Annotated in this window: 15 protein-coding genes; 14 read left to right on the top strand and 1 reads right to left on the bottom strand. The window is 40.7% G+C overall.

Annotated elements, in window-relative coordinates; genetic code table 11:
* Positions 1 to 134 precede the first annotated feature (134 nt).
* Complete coding sequence (locus I2490_RS12175; RefSeq protein ID WP_206460029.1) at positions 135 to 869, bottom strand: glycosyltransferase family 2 protein; 735 nt, start codon at positions 867 to 869, stop codon at positions 135 to 137.
* Positions 870 to 1,134: 265 nt separating this feature from the next.
* Here I2490_RS12175 and I2490_RS12170 point away from each other — a divergent pair, with 265 nt between their 5' ends.
* The 14 genes from I2490_RS12170 to I2490_RS12105 all read left to right on the top strand — a co-directional run bounded on the left by I2490_RS12170 (position 1,135) and on the right by I2490_RS12105 (position 24,685).
* On the top strand, positions 1,135 to 2,610 hold the full coding sequence (locus I2490_RS12170; protein ID WP_206460028.1) for a transglutaminase-like domain-containing protein: 1,476 nt from the start codon (positions 1,135 to 1,137) through the stop codon (positions 2,608 to 2,610).
* 253 nt (positions 2,611 to 2,863) lie between these two features.
* A complete protein-coding gene (locus I2490_RS12165; protein ID WP_206460027.1) occupies positions 2,864 to 4,558 on the top strand; it encodes a glycosyltransferase in 1,695 nt (564 codons plus the stop codon).
* On the top strand, positions 4,555 to 5,652 hold the full coding sequence (locus I2490_RS12160) for a glycosyltransferase (protein WP_206460026.1): 1,098 nt from the start codon (positions 4,555 to 4,557) through the stop codon (positions 5,650 to 5,652). The genes I2490_RS12165 and I2490_RS12160 overlap by 4 nt, the downstream gene beginning before the upstream one ends.
* 4 nt (positions 5,653 to 5,656) lie before the next feature.
* On the top strand, positions 5,657 to 7,576 hold the full coding sequence (asnB, locus tag I2490_RS12155) for an asparagine synthase (glutamine-hydrolyzing) (RefSeq protein ID WP_206460025.1): 1,920 nt from the start codon (positions 5,657 to 5,659) through the stop codon (positions 7,574 to 7,576).
* Positions 7,577 to 7,610: 34 nt separating this feature from the next.
* Positions 7,611 to 10,676, top strand: a complete 3,066-nt coding sequence (locus I2490_RS12150) for a D-glucuronyl C5-epimerase family protein (RefSeq protein ID WP_206460024.1) — start codon at positions 7,611 to 7,613, stop codon at positions 10,674 to 10,676.
* Positions 10,677 to 10,751: 75 nt separating this feature from the next.
* Positions 10,752 to 12,656, top strand: coding sequence for an asparagine synthase (glutamine-hydrolyzing) (asnB, locus tag I2490_RS12145; protein ID WP_206460023.1), 1,905 nt, complete (start codon positions 10,752 to 10,754; stop codon positions 12,654 to 12,656).
* A 19-nt stretch (positions 12,657 to 12,675) separates the two neighbouring features.
* On the top strand, positions 12,676 to 13,473 hold the full coding sequence (locus tag I2490_RS12140) for an ABC transporter permease (protein ID WP_206460022.1): 798 nt from the start codon (positions 12,676 to 12,678) through the stop codon (positions 13,471 to 13,473).
* The gene (locus tag I2490_RS12135) at positions 13,466 to 15,256 is read left to right on the top strand and encodes an ABC transporter ATP-binding protein (RefSeq protein ID WP_206460021.1); all 1,791 of its coding nucleotides are present in this window, start codon (positions 13,466 to 13,468) and stop codon (positions 15,254 to 15,256) included. Before I2490_RS12140 ends, I2490_RS12135 begins: the two co-directional genes overlap by 8 nt.
* Positions 15,238 to 17,532, top strand: coding sequence for a D-glucuronyl C5-epimerase family protein (locus I2490_RS12130; protein WP_330634635.1), 2,295 nt, complete (start codon positions 15,238 to 15,240; stop codon positions 17,530 to 17,532). Before I2490_RS12135 ends, I2490_RS12130 begins: the two co-directional genes overlap by 19 nt.
* Before the next feature lie 98 nt (positions 17,533 to 17,630).
* A complete protein-coding gene (locus I2490_RS12125; RefSeq protein WP_206460019.1) occupies positions 17,631 to 19,823 on the top strand; it encodes a class I SAM-dependent methyltransferase in 2,193 nt (730 codons plus the stop codon).
* Positions 19,824 to 19,827: 4 nt separating this feature from the next.
* On the top strand, positions 19,828 to 21,528 hold the full coding sequence (locus I2490_RS12120; RefSeq protein ID WP_206460018.1) for a glycosyltransferase: 1,701 nt from the start codon (positions 19,828 to 19,830) through the stop codon (positions 21,526 to 21,528).
* A gap of 70 nt (positions 21,529 to 21,598) precedes the next feature.
* Complete coding sequence (gene wecB / locus I2490_RS12115) at positions 21,599 to 22,633, top strand: non-hydrolyzing UDP-N-acetylglucosamine 2-epimerase (RefSeq protein WP_206460338.1); 1,035 nt, start codon at positions 21,599 to 21,601, stop codon at positions 22,631 to 22,633.
* A 64-nt stretch (positions 22,634 to 22,697) separates the two neighbouring features.
* Positions 22,698 to 23,957: a nucleotide sugar dehydrogenase gene (locus I2490_RS12110; protein ID WP_442859745.1), complete on the top strand. Its 1,260-nt coding sequence runs from the start codon at positions 22,698 to 22,700 to the stop codon at positions 23,955 to 23,957.
* Between the two features lie 2 nt (positions 23,958 to 23,959).
* Positions 23,960 to 24,685, top strand: coding sequence for a hypothetical protein (locus I2490_RS12105; RefSeq protein WP_206460016.1), 726 nt, complete (start codon positions 23,960 to 23,962; stop codon positions 24,683 to 24,685).
* The last annotated feature ends 1 nt before the right edge of the window (position 24,686 follow it).

Raw genomic sequence — 24,686 nt, 5'->3', positions numbered from 1 at the left:
ATCTAGCTATAAATGGTTTTAAAATCCTTAAAAATCATTTATATATTATAGCATAGGAGCAGAGGGATGTCATCTTAAAAAGGAATCATAGATTTTGGCTTAAGAGTAATAAAAAACTCTGGCTTAGGTCGTTGTTACTTGATACTTTGCAAAAACCAACGCACCAGATAAAATAGAGACTGTAGAGTGGGAAGATGTTCTTGCTTTCGGTAAATTATATATACCCAACCCATAGAACGCAGCTTATTTCTTGAAGTGGAGCCTTTGCGGACATTATATTTTGCTAGGCATTTGTTTAATCCATACGCATTTATACTGTTGGCACGGAGCAAGGCTAGCCAGGCAGCAAAATCCTCGTGGTGAACGGTGGGTATGCAAAAATTTTCCAACATGCTGTGATGAATCATAACGGTTAAACAGCCTATTGTGTTCTTTTTCAGAAGAGCGGCGTAGTCTACAACAGATGGACATTCAATGAAAGCGATATGAGAGCCGTTTTCTCTTACTTGTTCATAGGAGGTGAAAGAGAATAAAATGTTTTTTTCTTTCATAAAGAGAAGCTGTACCTGTAATTTTTCTGGATGCCAGAAATCATCGCTGTCAAGAAAAGCAATGTATGACCCGCGTGCTTCACGAAGTCCAGCATTTCTTGCAACAGCGATACCGCTGTTTTTTTCTAAGCGAATCAGCTTAATTCTATTGTCGTCGGTAATAAAGTCTTCAATTAAGCGGATACTGTCGTCGGTGGAGCAATCGTCTATAATAAGAAGCTCCCAACAGGTGTATGTTTGATTTATTACTGTCGCCACAGATGCGGCAATATAATTTTTCATATTGTAGCAGGGCATAATGATTGATATTAAATCCATGAAAAACCTCCTGTTTAGAAACAACTATAGTATATCATAGTAGTAGTATTTGTGATATAATATTACAAATTACGTTAAAAATTAAATAAAATTATGTTACCATAAACAGTTGTGGCAAGCGTAGTCAATAATACAATTTTATGTATATAAAGTCACACTTAAAGGAAGTACAGCCTAGTTGCTGAAAGCAGCATGAGATTCTATGTCATTTTGGTGGTGCTGAAATACAATGATTGAGTAGATTAACTAGAGAGGAAACAGTTTTATGAAAAGATTATGGAACATGATGTGTATGTGTATTTGCATGGTGGTGACAATGGGTGCCATATCATATGCAGGGCAGATAGAATCGAACACCCAAAAACCTATGGTATTGGAAAGTGTGACGTCCGGAGTAAACGAAGAACTGATGACGCAATTTTTGAACGGAGATGCCGAAGAAATCACAATTCCGGTAAATACGACCTTTACTATTGGCACAGAAGGTGAGGTCGCTCTGGGAAAAATCGAATTAAGGTTTGCTAACGGTGAAGCACCGAACAAGATAAAAATGTATGCGACAGATTTTAACGGACAAGTCAATTACGAGACATTGGCTTACATCAGCAATAATACCACTGCTGACCATATATTCTCTTATGATGGTAGCAGAAGCGCTTATATTACTTTTGAATTTGAGGGGGAATCAGAAAAAAGCTGTACGCTGCAGGGACTAAGTGTGTATGGAGACTATAATTATCCGAAGAGTATGGAACAAGGGTTGGGTGTAACGGTTTTGGATGCAAAGGACAGCCGGAATCCTTTGTCTATATACAGAATACCTATAGGTAAGAATATTTATCGGATGGCAGGTGAAATACTGGAAAATGTAAGTGGTCAGACTGATCATGAAAAAATCCTATTATTCATGAATGTTGTGCGTGACTATCGTGTCGGGGCATCTAGGACTCTGGAAGGCATTATTAAGGATCGGATCGGCGCATGTGGAGACCGCAGTTCTGTTTTAGCAGCACTGGCTGCTACACAGGGGTTGGAAACTAGAATTCTGTCATTGGCCAATTATCCGAAAGGTACGGGACATGCAGTGGTCGAGATCAAAGTGAACGGAAAATGGGCGGTATATGATCCGTCATTTGGCTCTTTTTATACGACTACACCTGAGAACAAGAGGTCGCCATATGTGCTGTCTCTCAAAGAATTAAGGGCAGGAAAGGGACGATTAGCATCCTGCATAGTGGGATTTCCAGAATTGCTGGTTAGCAACGTTTCCTATGGATTTTTAGGACCGGATATCTATGAGAAAGCCAATCCAATCGTAGTTATGGGTGTTGATAAGATGTCGTACTATCCCTTAGAGATTGATTATAACGGTGACCGTGAAATCACTTATGATGAATTCGGTAGCATCTATCAGGGAGCATCATATATAGGGGTAGGACCGGCAAACAATTTCCATATATGGACAATAAAAAACCTGAAATCAGAAAAGGTATATTCTTTTAAGATAAGAGGCACCTTCATAGGAGGAGAAGTAGCAGACCCTAATTTCGGGGTGTATGCAGTATTGGATAAGGGGAAAATTTTAGAGGGAAGTAACTTTACATTTAATATGCAAGAGGGAAAGAGTGAATGGGTGATCCGATTCAAGCCAAAGACTGAAACTGTAAAGCTTACGCTTTCTCCTCACTATCTTGGATCAGATTGGTATTATATAAATATAGATCGGTTTTGCATAGAATAGACAGAAAAAGAAAAGAGTGAAAATGAAACGGGATTTGCAATACGAATGTAAACTGGCGCAAGAGTTTTACCATAATCGAAAACGTATGAAGCGATTGACTTATCGCTGCAAAAGTCAAATCGTGCAACAGGTATTTCGGCTGTGGAAGAGTATGGCGTATGGAATTAGAAAGAACCCATTACTTTATGGTTGGCTGTTGAATAGTCCTTTGAAGCGGATGTATGATGTGCTCAAGGCTAGAGTGAGAGGATAGATGAAGAAGAATGCGTGGCTGATTACTCAGGATGGATATATCGATAGAAGAATCCTTTTCTTCGTTAATGTTTTACAGGAGTTGGGATATAATGTGATTTTGTTTGCTTCTTATTATTTTGATGTAGAACAGGATATGGATCCCTATTATATTAAAAGACCTGTTGCAAAAAGCATAATTAAAGAATATGGAGTAGAGTCGAATAAGTTGGACAAGGAAATCTGTGAAATAATAGAAGAAATTACGCAGGCTGAAAACGATGCAAGTGTACAGAAAACACTTAAAAATAAAATAAGAAAAAGGGGATCGTCCGGAGGCAGGATGAAGATTCGCCTATTAAAGAAGAAAGAGATTCTTATTGCTGAAATAAAAACGAAAGACAGGACTATCTTGTATAACGGCAAGACGAAAACATGTCAGATTTTTACCGAAACGTATTTTACGGAAGGAATTGAATTTGAGCGAATTTTGCTGGAATACATGGAAAATCAGGAAAACTATCCGAATAATACGCTTTTTAAAAAGAATGGAATTTATTTTAAAATTTGCAGTGAATCGGATTGGCAAGGGGAGCATAAGCGTCTCTATATGCAAAAACCAGGCTGCAACGAGTACTATCTGTTTGACTTTGCGGAGCAAGTGCTGATAAAAGTGATGCCCCAAAACGGTGTGGCGCTATCAGAGGCGCTTTTCGGCACAGAGGATTTCAGGAAATTTATATATGAGTATTCGCCTGTTTGGCACAGTGTAAAGCAGCAAATGGAAAATTCCGTACCGGATATTGTCTATGTGGCGGATCTTCCGACACTCCCTATCGGAGTTATGGTAAAAGAGCAGACGCAATGCAGACTGATGGTGGACTGTCATGAATGGTGGTTCAAACAATTGGAACTTTGGAACAAGAGACAGGACAATAAAATCAGGATCGCGGAGCATTACGAAAACGAATTGTATCCCAAGTGTGACCTGCGCATTACGGTGGGCCACTATCTTGCCCGGGATATGGAGCAGTATTATGAGCAAAAATTTGAGGTTATATATTCTTGTCTCAGCAGAGAATTAAGCTACCGGGAATATGGAAGAGCGGATGACTTCTGGCATAAAAAATTCGGAATTTCGTCTGAGAGTAAAATTGCTATTTTTCAAGGTTCAATGACAACTCTCAGAAATTTAGAGAATTTAGCACGATCTACAAAATATTTAAAAGAAAAACAATATTTGGTTATGGTTGGAGGAGGAGAGTTTGAGAAAGATTTTCTTAAAATTTTAAAAAAAGAAGGGGAGCCCGCACGCGTTATAATGGCCGGATGGGTGAAGCAATCGGAGTTACAGGAATACACGGTAAATGCAGATTTAGGTGTGATTCCTTATGTAGCTCTAAACGATTATTTTTCCTATTCAGTACCAAATAAGTGTCTTGAATTTTTTGCCGGGAAGCTCCCTATACTCTTCGATAGTTCGATGAAAGAGATTTCCGTAATCGTTGAAGAAAACCAAGTAGGCAGAGGCGCGGATTTAAGCGATGCAAGGCTCTTTGGAGAAGCTGTCGGTAGCATGCTCGGAGATGAGGAGGGCCTTGAGAGGATGCGGCAGAATTACTATTTATGTGAAGGAAAATATGGATATGAGTCACAGCGGAAGCACTTTAAAGCAATTCTGAAAGAGTATTGTTTTGTTGATGGAGACTTAGGATGAAGCACGTTGTTATGATATTGACGAATGGATATCATCCAGACGTTAGAGTAAAAAAAGAAGCTGAGTATTTAGAATCTCTTGGATACAGGATCACCATCCTCTGCTGGGACCGGGACAATCGGTTTAAAGACAGAGCGACAGAAGATCAGGGGAAAATACAGATTGTCCGATTTTTCCCCTATGCGCAGTATGGTAGCGGCGCCTGTAAGCAGTTTAAGAGTTATTTACAGTTTTTGAAGGAATGCCGTGAGTATTTGATAGAAATAAATTTTGACTTTCTGCATTGTCACGATCTGGATGGTGCAATAATTGGATATCTTTGTGGAAAAAGAGATATTCCAGTCATCTTTGATATGCATGAATATTATGTCAATGCACACAATTTCTTAAAGAAATGGATGCAGGCTGCGTTGGTACAGTATTGTCAGCGCAGAGCCTCCTGGATTATTTATCTGAATCAGAGGCAAAAACGTGATATAATAAAAAAAAACAGGAATAAACTCGTATTTTTGCCAAACTATTCTAAAAAAATTCGAAATCAAAATAAAGTGTTTTGTGAAACCATTCGTATTGCTTATATAGGAGAAGTCAGATGTAAAACTGAAATGGAAAACCTGATTTCAGCAGCGGCAAAGGTTGGCGGTATTCAGGTAAACATCCATGGCGGTGGCGTTTGCTATCAGGAGCTGGCTGAAAAATATGAAGCTTGGCCGGATGTATATTTTACCGGTAGGTTTTTACCTGAACAGGTGGAAGAACTTTATGCGAATACCGACTATATTTATGCCATTTATGACAAAATCCAAAATCATACAACAGGATATCCGGTCAAGTTTTATGAAGGGCTGAATTCTGTGACCCCTGTAATTGCAGGAAAGGGAACGAGTATGGGTGCGTTTGTGGAGGAGAATAGCGTGGGTTTTACTGTGGATGGAAGCTCCGGCAAGGATGTGGAAGCACTGCTGCAAAAGCTGCGGGGATGCAGAGACCTGGTGGAGAATTGCCGGAGAAATATCAGAGAACAAGGATTAGACCGGCAGTTTCTATGGGATGATATTGTTAAAAACTTAGATAAAATTTATGGCGGAGTATAGTAGTATGTGTGGTATTAGTGGCATATTGGATTTTAAACATGGCGTAGAACCTGCTCTGTTGAAAAGTATGACCGATGTGATCAGATACCGGGGGCCTGATGATGCTGGATACCTCCTGTTTGGAGAGAATACATCTCAGCAGTGCTATGGGAAGGATACCATTGCGCAGATCAGAAGCCTGAAGGGTGTCCAAAACATTGAAAATTTAAAAAAAGATCATTATTTTCTGGGACTTGCTCACCGTAGACTCAGTATCTTAGATCTGACGGCGGCAGGGCATCAGCCCATGACACGTCAGGGGCTGACACTTACCTTTAACGGAGAAATATATAACTACGTGGAGCTGCGGCAGGAACTGGAGGAAAAAGGCTATATATTTGAAACGGAATCGGATACTGAGGTTTTACTGCGGTCATATCAGCATTGGCAGGAAGAATGTGTTTTACATTTTAATGGCATGTGGGCTTTTGCAATATGGGACAGTAAGAAGAAAAGATTATTTTGTTCCCGTGACAGATTTGGCGTAAAGCCCTTTCATTATTACATAGGAGACGGCAGGTTTGTCTTTGGCTCAGAGTTAAAGCAGATTGTAAAGGATAAAAGTATTCCAAAACGCATGAATGAAGAAGTTCTGGCAGCCAATTTGATCTATGGAATAACAGACTTTAATGATCAGACCCTGATTCAGAGCATTGAGCAACTGGGAGCGGGCGTGAACCTGATGGTGCAGATGGATGGAGAGGATACATTTACTGTAACAAAGTACCGATACTGGGATCTAGATATGGGAGCAAACGCTACTGTCGATGAACAGGAAACAGATAGAGGGTATATGAATCTGCTGCATGATAGCGTAAGGCTGAGGCTTCGAAGCGATGTGAAAGTAGGTGCCTTGCTGTCCGGAGGTCTTGACAGCTCCGCGCTGGTTACCATTGCAGGCGATTACTGCAAAAAAATGCCGACATTTACAGCTTGCTATAGAGAAGATCAGGAGCACGATGAAAGCGGATATGCCCATACGATAAATCTGGCAAACCACTGCGAGGAAAACTTTGTTTATCCCGAACCTGTGGACGTTGAAAAGGAATTTGAATCGATTGTTTGGCACATGGAAGGAATATCCTCACTCAACCTAATTGGATTTTTTTCAGTTTTAAAAACGGTACAGGAAAAAGGGATAAAGGTCGTCTTAAACGGACAGGGTAGCGACGAATCCATATTAGGATATGAACGGTATTATGCGTTTTATCTGATGGATATACTCAAGAAGAAAAAATTTGGGCAGTTTGTCAGGGAATTCCGCAAAATAGCGCAAAATTCCAAACTGACACGAAGCATGCTGATGAAATATTTTTTATATTTTAACTTTCCTAGGATAAGGAGCCTGCAAAAAAAGAAGCAGGCGCAGCGGTATGTAAACAATTCTCTGTTTTCAGTCCTCCCATTGAAAGAGCTTCACAGAATACTGTATCCTGAAAATTTAAAACAAATGCAATACAATGAACTTTTTTACGGACAGCTTCCGTTTATTCTTCGAATGGATGATCGGGGCTATATGGCGCATTCTCTTGAGAGCCGCGCTCCTTTTCTGGATTACCGTTATATGGAGTATTGTGCGTTGCTGCCGGCGGAGTACAAAATAAGAGATGGCTATACTAAATATATTCTGCGCTTTGTAATGCAGGATAAAATGCCGCAGGAAGTCGTGTGGAGAAAAAACAAGATAGGTTTTTCCGCTCCCATTGAAAAATGGACGGGGCAATTCAGTGAGAGCTACATGGATGAGTTGTTTTGTCACGCACGGAGTGCAAGGTATTTTGACATTGATAAATTAAAAACACTTTACAAAGATAATTCCTCAGTTGTAGCTGTGAGCAATTTTGTAACGATCGAGCTGTTTATGAGAATGTTTGAGGTGGAATAGGAATAACAGGAATATAGAGAATGAGGTGTAATGGATGGAACGAAAACAATGGACACGGGCTGGAATTCTGGTCAGCTTCGTGGCAGCTCTGATAGTGTGGGGTATAGGTAGTGACCTAAGTGGCTTTGCGGCAAATAATAAGGACGAAAAAGGATATGGATATGTGTTCCAACAGCAGGTGGCTTTATATGATCATGTGGAAACTGGAAATGCAGATAAAGCGAGAAACGCTACGGACGGTAAAGCCCTGAAGGCAGATCTAATATCCGCTCTTCGTTATGCTGGAGAATATGGCGGAGAAGCATTTAATAAAGAAAAATTTTATGCTGCACTGGATCCTTTGCAGTCAATGGATTCCAGTCGTATAAATAAAGATGAAAACCGGATTATGGCGATCCACGCATTCTTGAAAGCGTATGATGCAAGCAAAAATAAGAAATATTTAGAGCGTGCCGAACAGTGGGCGGTACCACTGGTAAAGAAATATAAAGCGGATCGGGAGTATTGGTTTGAAAAAGGAGACAATGCTGCAGACGGTATCAATGATCTAAACATGCAGTTATATGGCTGCGCTGTATTTAAGAAGCTCTGGGATACAACCCATAATGACAGCTATCAGGAGATCTTGCAGCGGGCGGTAGCTATGGCGGAGAAAAATTTGAAATATTACGATACGGGAGAAGGGTTAAGAAGAAATCTTGAACCGGTAAATCAAGCAAAATTTCGCTTGGTAAATCCCTATGGATATGATATTGATGATATAGCTATTGATAAGATAACCATGCGTGAGCCGTTAAGCGGAAAAGAGTTTACCATTGATGTCGGCACAAGCGATGGGCATCAATATCTGGCCGGAGACTGGAAAAATGCAGAGGTATTAGATGGTGTGAGCGTATGCCGGGTAAAGCATAACGCACAGTTTGTCGTGCCTTTCGACGAAAAACCGCAGCAGGAAGCGTTGGATGAGTGGTATGAGCTGGGAATTACGTATAGGGATGAGAAGCGGGCAAATTTGGCGGTTGAAATAGAAAGTAGCATCAACGAATCGGGATTTAAAACACTTAGGGATGGCGAGCTGCTGGTAGATGGAAAGCAAGCTTGGAAGACTTGGAAAATACCGGTGCGGATCACCGACCTTGGTACAGAAATGAATAAAGACGAGCTGAAAGCAGCCGCTGTATTCTTGAACTTTATGAAGAAAGACAGCAAGAAATTGAAAAAGTGGGGTGAGAAGGCGCAAAGCTATTATCACTTGAAGTTCAGTAAGGAACAGCGGGAAGTAAAACAGCTTTCGAAGATGGTTTATCCGTCACAGACGTTTCCGATTGCATGGCAAATTCAAGATGGATTGGTCGTGCAACGCCTGGCAGGCGAACATACAAAAACTGCAGGTGGCATCTGGGATGGAAAATCAGAGCTGGGTGATATTATGGTGACTCCATATCCTATTGCGATTCAGGCAAAGGGAGAGTTCCATATGGGAATTAAACTGGAATCATTGGGTATAAAAGAACCGGAATATGGAGGTTTGCCGTGGCTCTCTATGGAAAATTCACATACGCTCAGCAAGGCTGTTGCATTGCAGTGGCTGGAAGACAATAAAATCTCAATCAGTGGCAAAAATAAGAGTGCTTATATATGGACTGCAGATAAAGAAAATGCTTATTCAGACGTAGTTCAGACTCCACCTTGGGCATCTGCTTTTTTTCAGCGCCATATTATCGAAGCATTCTTGTTAAACGACAAACTGGATATGGCAGTAGCTGGGGCAAGAGCATATGCGTATCCGGTTGATAAATCAGGACTTTGCTCTAACTATTGGAATGGAAAGAGTTGGTATGAGGAGGTTCCGAATAGTACTCATATATTGAACGCGCAGATGGCCAGCGTGGTGGCCTTAAAGTCTGTGTTTGACAAGACGGGCGATCTAGAGGTTAAAGAATTATATCAAGAAGGCGTTGATGCATTAATAGAGTGGATCGCCGATTATGACACCGGATACTGGAGCATTTATGACAGAAATCCACAGAAGGAGATGATATTTCAGTTGGATTGGCTGGAAGGGGAAGAGTCTTTACTTGTGGATGATATAACGTTAGTCAATACACAGACCAATACTGCAACTAAAATAGATGTGGGAAGCAGAGAAGATGGAACTGGATATCCATTAATCGCCGGCAATGACTGGGGGAATGCTATAGAAGAAGATGGAAAAACCGTGCGGCCAATCGTTAATGGATACTACTTGAGAAATGAAGTTGGCAGTGTAAACGAAAACAGGCAGAATACTTATTTTTATGGAATTTTACCAGAACGGGAGTATGATGAATTGTTCGATGTACCTATCCATAAAATAGTGATACAATATAAAGATGTCGGAAAAGGAAAATTCATTGTAAATATGCGTTCTAAAAATCGAGGTAATGTCTTTGCCTTCGAACCACTGAGAAATGCTGTCATCGAATGTGTGGGTGATATGAAGTGGAAAACGAAGGAAATATATCTGTATCCATCAGATTTGGGCTGGTACATGGGGTATGAGTATCACTCCTATCACGCAAGCGAATTAAAGAAGATTGCTGAGTTCAGTGACAGCTGGTATCTAAATCAGTATGCAGACAGATTTCAATACTATTATGAGGAGTGGCAGAATGACGAGAATGTCATTGTAAGAGATAATATGCCAAAATATGAAAACATCAGGTTTACACCGAAACTGATGCAGGGAAAGAGTCAAAGCGGATATGAACTGGAAAACAGTCTGGATCAGGATTCGAATGACGATTATACCGCAATTGAGCCTGTTGACGGAAACGTAAGATTTACCTTAAAGCTGGAAAAACCGATGATTGTAAGCAAGCTTATGATAGACTGGGAAAGCAAAAAACACTATGGCATTGACTTGAACGTTCAGGGAAAGACAGAAGACGGGAAGCTGGTCGATATTGCTGATATCAAGGGCAACAATAAAGTGCAGCAGATCATTGACTGCAAATTGGATCAGTCTGTGATGGAGCTAGTATTCACAATACCGAAGACCGCCGGTCAAAATCAAGTACTACTGAGGCAGATACGAGCCTTAAATACTCTGGCCTCCTGATAAGAAGCGCATCGACGCCAAGGGAAAGAAGGTTTGTTATATTGAAGAACAAAAGTATGAAAGGACAAGATAGATATGTGTTCAATTGCAGGATTGTTTCATTTAGATCATGGACAGATAGATAATATGAAAAAGTCTTTGGAAGTAATGAATTTACTCCAGGAACATAGAGGACCTGATGAAAGTGGGATCTGGTTTGATGAGAAGCGTACCGTGGGGCTGGCCCATAATAGGCTGAGCATCATCGGACTGGCAAATGGTAAGCAGCCAATGACGGATGGCAAAGGTAACTGGCTTTGCTTTAATGGCGAAATCTATAATTATTTAGAACTTGAAGAACAGCTCGGCTGCAAATCCGAGACAGGAAGCGATACGGAAGTAATTCTGCATGCATATCGGAAATGGGGAGAAAAATGCGTGGATCATTTGGAAGGGATGTTTGCATTTGCTCTTTGGGACGAAGAGAACAAGAAGCTGTTTTGTGCCCGAGACCGATTTGGGATAAAACCTTTTTATTATACCGTGGTGGATGGAGTCTTTTTCTTTGCATCAGAAATAAAAGCCTTGTTGCCTTTTATCAACGAGATAGAGACAGACCGGGACAGCTTTAAAGAATATCTTACCTTTCAGTTTTGCCTGGAGGGAAAAACTCTGTTTAAAAATATTTACGCTATGAAACCGGCACATTATATCAGTCTTAAAGATAAAAAATTCAAGGAGCAGCGTTATTGGCAGGTATACTATAATTTGGACTTCAACCATACGGAAAAATATTTCAGAGAAGAACTAGAAGAAAGAATGCTGGAATCTATGAAATACCATGTGCGCAGCGATGTTCCTGTGGGAGGGTATGTCAGCGGCGGTGTAGACTCTTCCATTGTCTCTGCTATAGCGACCAAGCTTTTGGGTGGAGAATATCTGGGCTTTACAGGGAAATATTCAAATGGAGACGACTTTGACGAAAGCCGTTACGCGGCAAAGGTGTCGGAGATGAGCCAGTTTCCGCTACATACGCTGGATATTAAGCCACAGGATTTTATCGACAACATTGAAAAGGTACTTTATTATTTGGACGAGCCAGTGGCCGGACCGGGTGCTTTTTCACAGTATATGGTGTCGCAGCTAGCTGGTAAGTACCGAAAGGTAGTGCTGGGTGGTCAGGGTGGAGACGAGGTATTTGGCGGTTATACCAGATACCTGGTGGCCTACTTCGAGCAATGTATCAAGGGAGCGATTGAGGGAACCATGAACTCCGGTGAGTTTATCGTTACCTATCAATCCATCATTCCAAACCTAACAAGCTTACAGAGGTATAAGCCTATGTTGCGGTCATTTTGGCGTGACGGGCTGTTTGAGGCACCGGAAAAGAGATATTTTTCACTGATCAACCGTGCACCGGAGGTGGGAGACTGCGTCAGATGGGAGTCTTTGACTGACTACGATCCGTATCATACCTATGAGAAGCTCTTTACAGCCGACAATGTCAATGAAAAGTCCTATTTTGACCGTATGACTCACTTTGATTTTAAGACTTTACTGCCGGCGCTTTTACAGGTAGAAGACCGCATGAGCATGGCTCACGGATTGGAATCTAGAGTTCCGTTCTTAGACCGCAAGCTGGTGGAGTTTGCAGCAACCATACCAGCAAATATTAAGTTCAAGAATGGAACGATGAAATATATGTTAAGAGAATCACTTCGTAAATATGTTCCTGAGAGTGTCATGAACCGAACTGATAAAATGGGCTTTCCCACACCGTTTAATCTCTATGTGAAAAATGAAGCTCATGATTTCGTCATGGATATTTTCACATCAGAGAAAGCGAAAAACAGAGAATTGGTAAATAATCATCTGGTGATTGATAAGATTGTCAATGAAGGACAATTCGGACGAAACATTTGGGGAATGTTTTGCCTAGAGCTGTGGCAACGCAATTTTCATGATAAGCACACAAAATATAAAGAGCTGTTGAACAGTTAGGAGATACGAGGAGTAAGATATGCAAAGTTTTTTTCAGCCGTGTCTCACAATATTTCGCAACCGAAAAATATTGAAGAGCACTACTGTTAGTGAAGTAAAGAAAAGATATGCGGGCTCTGTCTTGGGCATTCTGTGGGCATTTTTGTATCCGCTTTTATTTCTGGCCGTCTACGCGGTCGTTTATACGTATATATTTAAAATCAATTACAACAATCTCAGTACAAGCGAATATATTGCAATTATTTTCTGTGGCCTTGTCCCGTTCCTTGGGTTTTCAGAAAGCATTAACGTAGGGGTTTCCAGTGTAACTGCAAATGCCTCTTTAATCAAAAATACGATGTTTCCAATTGAACTGGTGCCGGTAAGAACAGTATTTTCCATGCAGATGACCCATTTTAGCGGAACTGTCATTTTACTAGTGGGGATTATTGCTATTGGCAGGTTCAGCCCTTACGCATTTGTGGCGATTATTATCTGGATGCTCCAGGTAATGTTTGAAATAGGATTGATATGGATTCTTTCCAGTCTTAACGTTTTATTTCGCGATTTGCAAAATATCGTATCCTTAAGTACTATCATGTTAATGATGCTCAGTCCCATCGCCTATCCGGTGGAAGCTATTCCGGATATGTTTAAGAGCTTTATTAAAGTGAATCCGCTGTTTTATTTTATCACAGCCAATCAGAACGTATTGATGTACCAGACAAACCCGAGCAGTTCCACTTGGACCACCATGATATTGCTGTCTTTCGGATTTTTTTTCCTGGGATATCAGTTTTTTATTAGAATGAAGAAGGTATTTGTAGACAATGTATAAAAAAGATTATGCGATTAGTATAGAAAATCTTGGAAAGATGTATAAGCTTTATAAAAATCCAAAGGACAAACTGCTAGATGCGTTTGGACTTGGTTTTTTAAAAAAAGATTACTATAAGGAATTTTGGGCGCTACGGGGCGTAGATATTAAAATTAAAAAGGGCGAACGCGTAGGTATCATTGGGCATAATGGTGCTGGAAAAAGTACATTTTTGAAGATGGTAATCGGCAATATTGAGCCCAGTGAAGGAAAGATGCAAATAAATGGTAAAATTCAGGCTTTGATGGAACTTGGAACCGGCTTTCATCCGGATTTTACGGGGCGGGAAAATATCAGGGCTTCTTTAGCTTACAATAGCCTGAGCAATGGGGAAATCAAAAAACGCCAAGAAGAAATCATTGATTTTGCCGAACTTGGAGATTATATCGACCAGCCGGTAAAAACATATTCAGCCGGCATGTATGCCAGACTTGCGTTTTCTACCGCAACCGCTATTGAGCCAGAAATACTGATCATCGATGAAGTTCTCGGTGCTGGGGATGCCTACTTTTCCGGAAAATGTATTGAAAGGATGAAGAATATTACGAATCAGGAAAATACTACCGTTCTTTTTGTTAGCCATGACCTGGCATCTGTACAGGCGTTGTGTGAGCGTATCATATGGATCGATAAGGGCCGCGTTCGCTATGATGGAGATGCGCTGACAGCGATCAAGCGCTATTCTGATGTCGTCAGAGAACACCAGGAAAACCGACTGCGCATAAGAGATCAGAAAGTGCAGAAAAAGCAGGATATAATACTAGATAAGGAAGAGGAACTGTACACTTCCGTCATGTGCCGGTTGTACTCGGAAAAGAAGGTGCGGGCCAAGGTCAGAAGGATCTCCATTAGAATGGGAGAGGAGGTTCTCGGTTCCATTGCAGTAGGAATGCCGATGGATAACGATAACAAAGATCGCAATCACATTGTAGATGAAAAAGGAATCATGTGCTGGTCGGATACACAGCAGGATCCAATCGGTTTTTTCCGGATTTTCGATAATCAAATAGGAAGCTATGGGCATGCGCCGTTTTACTTATCTTGGAGTAAGGCGATCGAATTGACGGAACCCTTGCAGGTAAGCGTAGACGGAGAGATTCTTAAAGGTAACAGTGTTAAGGTTCAGCGCTACAATGAACAAAGCGGTAGCTATGAGACCATAGGCATATTGCAAGGCGATGGAGACCAAGAGGACGAATGTTTCTGTGTCGGTCTATCGGCAGACGAGCCGGCGCAGGAAGTGTCCGCTGCTGAAGTTGAATTTCAGGACTCTGAAAAATGCCGCTTTACTGAGGCAAAGATATATGATCAAAACGGACAGGAACGAAAGGTTTTCCCGTTTGAAAACCAAATTTCAAAATTTTGCTTTCAGGCAAAATTTGCGAAGAAAAAGGACTATTTTTATTTTGCTTTTTTGATTTTTACCCTACGGGGTGAAATCATTATAAGTCAATGTCAGAGAGTTCAGATGTCGCAAGAGGACGAAGTGAAAATTGAGATTGAATTAGAGCGGTTTAGGCTTGGCGCAGGCATATATACAATCAGTATGGGGATATATGATGAATTGGATGTCATGGATAATTCGAAGGCGCAGTCGGCCATTGCCCTAATTGATAGAGGACTTTCCTTTGAGATTGAATCCCCGTTGAATTATCAGCTAAACATAGGAAGCGTTCTACCAGAGCTGAAGATAAACCTTCAGAGCGCGGAAGGAAGGAAACTGCAATGCAATTCCATGATATAAGATTTGATGAGAATGACATCATATCGTTTAGAAGCGATGGACAGCTATGCCATAATCCCTTTGAAGTGGCGCTTCAGGCGTTATTGGGAAAGGCTGTATTAGAAGTCTACCATAATGTAGATAATATGTTGATCCCGAGATACTATACGCTGGAGGATCTGGATGATCCTGTTCAGGAGCCTCATGCGAAAAAAGCGATGGAATGGTTGATAAACCATTATCAAGAGGCGGCAGGTGGGATCGTATTTTCCTATGACTATGACGGTGAGTATGAAGGCGTGCGGTTGAACGCTCCATGGCACAGTGCGTTTGGACAGGCCTATTCCATTCTAGCCTTGATCCAGTGGTGGAAATATACAAATGACGAAACCTATCGCACGTTACTGGGAAAAGCCGTAAAGGGACTCGTTCTTCCTGCGAAGCAGGGCGGGTGTTTGGTAGAAATTAATGAGGGAATTTGGTTTGAAGAAATTATCGGTGAAAATATGACGCATATTTTCAATGCCCATCTCGTTAGTCTCATCGCCTTGATTAAAGCTCGAGAGGTACTTGCTGAGGAGTGGATCAGCGGCTATATTGAAAATGGATTAAACACCTTTTATCGTCTAGCACCGAAGATGAACACTGGAGTGGGAAGTGCCTATGATATACGCAGCGCTTATGATCTGGGTATACAGCTGATTCCGTGTGAATTAGGGGCAGAAATTGCGATCAAAAGTATTACGGTCGAATCAGGAGATATGAAAAGGACGCTGGATATAGGCGGTATGGAGGCTTTTGAAGTCAGAGAAGAGTGGATTGCCGGTATTGACTGGGGCACTGCGGATGAAGAAGGCTTCCGTAGGATATTGAATGGCAATGATAGACATCCAGAAAACCTCAATGAAGTGGGGCAGCATACGTATACTTACTTTAATCGTGTTAAGAATTCAGGTAATTGCTTTAAAATAGTTGTAGAATATAAAGCAGAGAGGGCAACCGAACTGAGGGTGAATCGAAATTGTGGCGTATGCGGGTTTCTGCCCATGGGTTATGTGGACCGTATTTTATTAGCGAAAGGCAAAAACAAAGCCATTGCCATTATACCGTGCGTGGCGATTGCTCCGCATATATCCCAAGTCTATCATCGATTTCATCTTCAGTTACTGGAAGAATTAAACCTTCTTGTGCAAAATTTTAAAGCTAGCTATTTACTTGATAAATTTAGAAAATATGATGAAAGCTATGCTTCCGTACCTCATGTTGAGGCGGAGTTGAAAGGAATCGCCGTAAGCGTGAATGATCAGTGTGGATTGTTCTGCAAAATGTGCGATCTTGGTATAAAGAATAGAGAATCATCTATGTTTTATCACATGAAGCATGAAAATCAGAAATTGGATCCGGACTTGCTGATTCGTCGCTGCAAGGAGTATGGCTCCAAGCTTGAGGTTGTGCAGATTGTAGGCACAGAACCGACGTTATACCCTGAACTGCCATATTTGGTAAAGGAACTTCGTCAATGTGGTATAAAGGTGATGGTTACTACGAATGGAATTAATCTCAGAAACCAGCTGGTGCCTTTAATCGAAGCAGGACTTTCTGAACTGGATATCAGCATCGACGGACCGGAAGAAGTACATGATGAGATTCGCGGGAAAAAAGGCCTTTTCGCTGAGATTATGGAAATATTATGTCGGGAAAAAGGCCGGATAAGAGAGGCAAAAAAGCACGGATTTTCGTTAAATATTGGCGTCGCAGTTACTCCTATGAACTATCTTTATCTGGAGGGACTGTTGGAACAGATTAAAGACAGCGAAATTGAGACGGTTTGGTGTACCCATATGAACTATATAACTGCTGAGGTGGCTGCGGCGCATTCTAAACTGCATCCGTATTTTTCTATCGGAGCATCGTGTACGGACAAAATGATGGATCCATTAAAAGTAAATCCTTGGAAAATGGAGAAAAGTATGCGGTCGGCGCGAAATAAGGCTAAAAAAACAGGAAAAAACTTTATTTGTGTGCCACAGCTGGAGAATTATCTGGATTACAAAAATTTTTATCATTTTCCTCAATATTCGGTAGGCGCAGCCAGATGCAGCGCGCCATACCGAACAATGCAGGTAAACAGCGACGGAAGTGTTTGCGTAATGTCTAGATGTTACCAATTTGAGATTGATAATATTAAGAATAAGTCGCTGGAAGAATTGTTTTATTCACAGCCCATGGCCGAGTTAAGAAGCTGTGTCCGAGAGGCACTGTGGGATCCGTGTAAGCGGTGCTGCGCTATTATGTAAAAAGAGAGTGAGTGTGCAGAATATTGAAAAAAATATCAGTTCTTAGCAGGGAGTTATACAATCCGGTTAGCAAAAATTTAATCAGGGCAGCCTGTTTAATGGCGGGTTATCTCGTAGAATTTCAATTCAGAGATACAGAAACCAAATTAAATGCAGTTGATAAAGAGGTTAACGAGGTAGAGCTGAGGTCAAAAAAATCTGTTACCATAGGGAAATGGCTGGACAATATGAACAGTAAATGCTTGCATTGGAAGACACCGGAAAGTGCTTCGGTGGAAGTTCTTTATGGTCTCTGCCAGTATTTGTCGGGAGGGGAGAAGAAGACGAAGAATGTAGCGGAAGTCCCCTATGAGACCTTTGCAGCAATCCTTAGGTTTGTATGCGCAAAAATCTGCAACTACAGTGTCAAAGAACAGGATACCGATAACGCCTGGTTTTATAGCAAATGGCTTGAATACTATGGGCATCTTTCCCACTTTGAGATGAAACAGGGAACCAGCATAAATGAGGTTAATTTAAGTGAATCTGGAGATTATCTGGATGCTTTTGAGATGATTGAGGAGGGTGGTGCCGTTTCGATCGAGAATGCGACTCGGACCCTTCTGGAAAATATTCCTCAGGATGTGGAAAGAATACTTGATTTGGGATCGGGACCCGGTTATGTGAACCAGAAAATCCCTGCCTGTTATCATGTTTTAGCTATGGATATCGATATGGATATCCTAAAGCAAAATAAGAGGCCGTTTTGTCTGGGAGATGCGTTGGACATTCCTTTAAAATCGGGTGCGGTTGACCTGGTGATTACCTGTGACATGTTGGAGCATATTGAAGAGACAAAGCTATCTAAGGCCATTAGTGAAATTACAAGGGTTTCTAAAAAATATGCATATATTCAGGTGCCGTACGATGAAAACCTCAGAGCCGGTATGGCATATTGCCTAGATTGCGGAAATGTATGGCATGTAAATCATCACAAGAATTGCTTTGATGCAGAAGATTTGGTTAAGCTGATGGCGAAGGACTGGATTCCTCTACGTGTCAATTATACAGGCGAAGTAACTTATTTAAACCGACTTCACCGCGAGTATGAATTTTTTGAATGGGCAAGGCTACCCTGCAATCTGATATCCGGCTGGAAATGCCCGAAATGTGGGGCTGAGTCGGCAGAGCGAAACCGTGAGTTTCTGGAGCAGATGCGGTTTACATTAGACTGTTCCCGGGAGGAGCTTCCTCAGTACAGTGAGGTTGGCATTCTTTTTATAAAAAAAGATCGCAGCAACGAATTCCCGGTAGCGAAAGTACTGGAAAGAAAAAAGATAAAATTAAAAGACAATGAAATTGATTTTATGTATGAGAACCCTGTATGTAATACTTACAGCATACAAGAGTGTCGGCCTTTCATTTTCATAGAGAACGACCAGTATAACTGGATGCAGGACGAAGGTGTTTTTCAAAAGGACAGCACGAAAGAATGGGGCTGGGTGGGTATTCTCTATCCGTTCTTATTCCAGCAGGATGATGTGCTTTGCATCAATGGATCTGTCAAATGGGATATGGAGCTTAAAATAACGACTACTACAAACCAGGGAAATGAGACGGGTTTATATGAAACAAAGGTAAGTCAGGGCAGACTGACGGAAAGCATTCCCATCCCGCCTACGTTCTATGGGAACAGAGCAATTCTCAAGATTTACTTTAACAGTCCGGAAATAGCTTTGTCTTATGTGAAAATAGACAGAAAAGAGCCACACTGCTATGATCGGTTTTTCCTCAAAAAGGATGAGAGTTCGCTTGCGTTTCAGAGAAATGGACTTGTCTGCACTTATTATACCGGAGCGGTAGACTATCTAGACGTCTCAAAACCAAGCAAAAGAAGAGAAGCGATTGATGGGAGCTGGCTTATGGAATATATTCAGCTGCATAAAAAGACGATTGACAGTCTTCAGAAGGGAATGAACAGCGCTGAATATGTAAATACGGTGAATCAGATGCAGCAGTGCTTGAAAAGGGAAAAAGCAAAGATGGATTTTTGCATGTCTACATTACAAGAAAAAGTGATAGAATTAGATTATAAAATATTATGTCAGCAGGCTTCAAACGAATTGATGATATCACAGTTATGTGTTGAGCAAGTTCCAAAAAATAAAGAAAGTCCGCCCCAAAAAACAAAACAAAAGCTTTTTCGAGGAATGGCTTTAACGATACGAAACAGCCCTTTTTTATATGGTTTATGTATTCAGTTGGGTATTAAAAGATTATACAATAAGTGTAAAAGAAGGAATATGGAGTAAATAAATGAAAAAGAAAGTCTGGCTTATTACCCATGATAACTATATTGACCGGAGAATTTTCTTTTTTGCGGATGTTTTCCAGGCAAATGGTTGTGATGTAAAACTGTTTGGTGCGAATTATTTTGTACTGGACACAGATGACGAACCTAATTATGTCGTGAGACCGACTCAAAAAAAAATCGTAAAGCAATATCGTTTTGATTTGGAGCAACTTGATTCTGAGCAAATTAGAAGAAACTGTATGGAGATTATCTCAAAGCAGAGAGCTTACTTTACTCAGGAGGGGAAATATGCTTCAAGTTTACGAGAATTGAATTTGAGTATAAGCATTGATTCGCAAGACAAGTTTTTTTTGAAATCAGAAGTGATGTCTTATTTTATGGTATATAAAAGCTCGGGATATCGTCTGGTATATTCCAGTCTAACAAATCAGTTTCAGTATGGAACGGAAAAAACATATCCAGAATATGAATCCGCCATCTGGCAATATTTAGACCTATATGGCGTAGAAGAACGAAGCACCGTTGATATGAACGGTATCATGGTGAACTGTAGATATAACCAGTATGGCGAACTGATTTACAGTGCATTGAAGCAGGGTGTGGAATGTATTTGTAAGTACAATCTTAATCAAGGTACACTTGAAACAACCACTCCAATTGTATGTAGCCTGTACCAGGAGGATCAGCTGGCTGACAGTAAATTCAATTTTACTGATTTTAAGGGCTGGCTGTTTGAATACTCTAATATTTTGGAGAGAGTTAAGCGTGAGTTGGAAGTGGAGCAACCCGATTACGTCTATGTTGCGGATCTTCCGACACTTCCTATTGGAATAATATTAAAAAAAACCATTGGATGTAGACTGATTGTAGATTGTCATGAGTGGTGGTATAAGCAGACGATGCTTTGGGAAGGACATTTAAAACAGAAAGTAGAGCTTGCCAAACACTATGAGTTGGAGATGTATCCTCAATGTGACATTTGTATAACTGTAGGGAAATTGCTGGCCAGTGACATGGAGAGATGCTACTCGAAAGCGTTCGGAACGATTTATTCCTGTATGAATGAAAGTTTAAGTACAGGAAAAAAAGAACCAAAATCAGACTTCTGGAATAAGAAATTTGGAATAGATATTGACAGCAAAGTAGCGATATTCCAAGGAGGAATGACTACTTTAAGGAATCTAGATAATCTGGCACGGGCGACAAAGCACCTGAAAGAAAAACAATACCTTGTGATAGTAGGCGATGGCGCGTATAAAGAAGAATTCGTCGATATACTACGCAAAGAAGGAAAAGAAGAAAAAGTTTTATTTGCAGGCTGGGTTCGTCAGACCGAGCTCAATCAATACACATTGAACGCTTCATTAGGCATCATTCCTTATCATGCATCCAATGATTATTATGCGTATTCCGTGCCAAACAAGCTAATGGAATATTATGAAACAAAAGTTCCTATTTTATATGACAAGACGATGCTGGAAATTGATTCAGTCGTCAATTTACAAGATCGAAAAGTGGGAATTTGTGCTGACCTTTCTAATGGTGATTCTTTTGGACAAGTAATCGCCGATGTTTTAGCAGATGATGCTTTACTGGCTAGTATCAAAAACAATTATAAACTAGTAAAAAGTCCATTCAATTATCAAGGGCAAAAGTACATATTGGAGCAAATCTTAGAAGGTTATTTTGATGATTTGTCATAGAAAGGGGCTACAGGCTTATGATTATGCATGTTGTTGGAAACAGGCCCCAGCTGATTAAGCTGGCTCCGTTATCCAGAGAACTAAAAAAAGAGGAGTTCAGGATATTATTATACATACTGGGCAGCACTATGATGAGAATATGTCGGAGATTTTTTTTCATGAGTTAGGCATAGAGAAGCCTTATGTCAATCTGCAGGTGGGAAGCGGTACGCACGGGTATATTACTGCAATGGCACTGCTGAAATTAGAAGAGATAATGCTGAAACTCAAACCAGATGTGGTAGTGATATACGGTGATACGAACTCAACTCTGTCAGCTGCTATTGCTGCTGCCAAGCTGGGAATACCCATTATTCATGTTGAGGCTGGTCCTAGAACGCATCAGAAAAATAATCCCGAGGAGATTAATAGGACTCTGGTAGATCATCTCTCTACAATTCTGTGCTGTCCAGATCAAGCATCAGTAGATAATCTCAGGCAGGAAAATATAGTAGAAGGTGTTTACAATACAGGTGACATCATGTATGATACATTCTTGTATTGTAAGGAGCAGTCAGACATATCCGTCTTAAAAAAGTTTGGGATAGAGCAAGGAAATTATGTACTTATGACCTGGCATCGGCAGGAGAATACCGGAAGCCCAGAGCGAATGGAAAAGATTTTGGACTTTGTTGCCGAGTTGAATCAGAAAGTTTTGTGCCCGATGCACCCACGAACTAAAAAGATGTTAGAGGCATTTGATCTATGGGAAAAGGCCAAAAAAATCGAAAACCTACAAATAGTGGAGCCGCTGGGATATATGGAAATGGTGACTTTGATGAATCAATGCCGGTTCATTTTGTGTGATTCTGGAGGTGTATCGAAAGAAACTTATTTTGCAGGGAAACGGTGCTTTTTTATGTTAGAATTTAATCCGTGGAGTCAGCTAGTTGACAGTGGGGTTGTTGTTTCCATTGATTTTGAGAATCAAGAAGATGTGGCGAGAAAGCTGGACATGGCACGGCATACGGAAAAGAAAGAGCTAGTACAAAATGAAAGTTGGTTTGGAAATGGAACTACTGCGCAAAAAATAGCTGATATTATGGAATCGGCGGGGCTTATTTAGGTGGTGAATAATGAAAGAATTATTGTTAAAAAAAATAGTAGATAGGGATATTAAGGTCGGTGTTGTGGGCTTGGGCTATGTTGGATTACCCTTGGCGGTAGAAAAAGCAAAGGCTGGATACGTTACTACTGGATTTGATGTGCAAGCATCGAAAGTTGCGATGGTAAACGAGGGCAAAAACTATATTGGTGATATAGTGGATTCTGATCTTAAAAAATTAGTGGAGGAAGGAAAACTGAAAGCGACCAACGACTTCAGTTTCATTAAGGATATTGATTTTGTAGCAATTTGCGTACCAACCCCTTTAGATGCACATCAGCAACCAGATATCAGTCACGTAAAATCTTCGGTTGAGCAAATTGCCAAGTACTTATCGCCGAATACCATTGTTGTGTTGGAATCTACTACATATCCTGGAACTACGGAAGAGCTCATAAAGCCTCTTTTGGAAGAACGATCGGGTCTGACGTGTGGTAAGGACTTTTATCTGGGATTTTCACCAGAACGTGTGGATCCCGGCAATATCGTGTATAAAACGAAAAATACGCCAAAAGTAGTGGGAGGTATAGGAAAAGAAGCCACTGAAGTGATTGCCGCTATTTATCGTTCGGTTCTGGAAGGTGATGTTTACGAGGTCTCTTCTCCAGCAATTGCAGAGATGGAGAAAATATTGGAAAACACTTACCGCAATATCAATATTGGTCTTATCAATGAGCTTACTATACTATGCCATAAAATGGGAATTAGTATGTGGGAGGTAATTGACGCTGCTAAGACTAAACCATATGGTTTTCAAGCGTTCTATCCAGGTCCTGGACTGGGAGGGCACTGCATTCCCCTTGACCCTTACTATCTTTCGTGGAAAGCAAGAGAATATGGCTTCCATACTTCTATGATTGAAAGTTCAATGATGATTAATGATAATATGCCAGAATATACGGTTCAACGCGCTGGAAAAATCCTAAATCGTTTTGAAAAATCCTTGAATGGATCCAATATATTGGTTCTGGGCGTTGCATATAAGCAGGATATTGACGACTACCGTGAGAGTCCAGCCTTGCATGTCATTGAAATATTGAACAGAGAAGGTGCACAAGTGGACTACTTTGACCCATGGATAAAGGAATACCGATATAAGGGGCAGACACGGCGAGGAATTGATGGACTTACTCGAGATGTATTAAAGGGATATGACCTTGTTCTGATTACAACGGCCCATACGAACGTGGATTACAGCCTGGTACAGGAAGCCTCCATTGCGGTATTTGATACGAAGAATGCAATGAAACATATTTCTAATAGAGACAATATAGAGGTGTTATAATAATGGAATTTACTTTCGGAGCGTATGGAAAACTGATTGAGTGCCTAAGAGAGTATGGGTACTGTTTTGCTGATTATCTCAACTATAAAAATTATGATAAATCAGTGATTCTTCGCCACGACGTTGATATGGACTTGCAAAAGGCGGTAGAGATGGCAAAGTTTGAATTTGATTTGGGTGTTTCGTCCACTTATTATGTGCTTATAACCAGTGATTTCTATAATGTTTTCTCAAAAAATAACCAAAAACACCTTCAAGAAATCATTGGCTTTGGGCATACCGTTGGATTGCATTTTGATGAAGCAAAGTACGGACAAGAGACTGATATTGTAGAGGCGATTGAAGAAGAGGCAGCGCTTTTAGCACAATGCATTGGTACGGAAGTTACCACCGTTTCTATGCATAGGCCGTCGTCCAAGACTTTGGAGGCGAATTATAAAATAAACGGTGGGAAAATAGTGAATAGTTATGGCACGGAATTTTTTAAGAATTTTAAGTATGTTTCCGATTCCAGAAGAAACTGGAGGGAGAATGTTTTCGAGATGGCCAAATCTGGAGAGCATTCGAAGCTGCATATATTGACGCATCCAATTTGGTATGATATCAATGAAACGAGCATGAAAGAATGTCTAAAGGAATTTGTGAGTAGAGCTTCTATAGAGCGTTACGAAACGCTTGTTGATAACATCCGAGATTTAAACGAGGTATTAAATCGACCAGACATTTAAT

The organism is Anaerovorax sp. IOR16, assembly GCF_017168145.1.
In the GTDB taxonomy this organism is placed as follows: Bacteria; Bacillota; Clostridia; order Peptostreptococcales; family Anaerovoracaceae; genus IOR16.
This window is presented reverse-complemented; position numbering and strand designations above follow the sequence as displayed.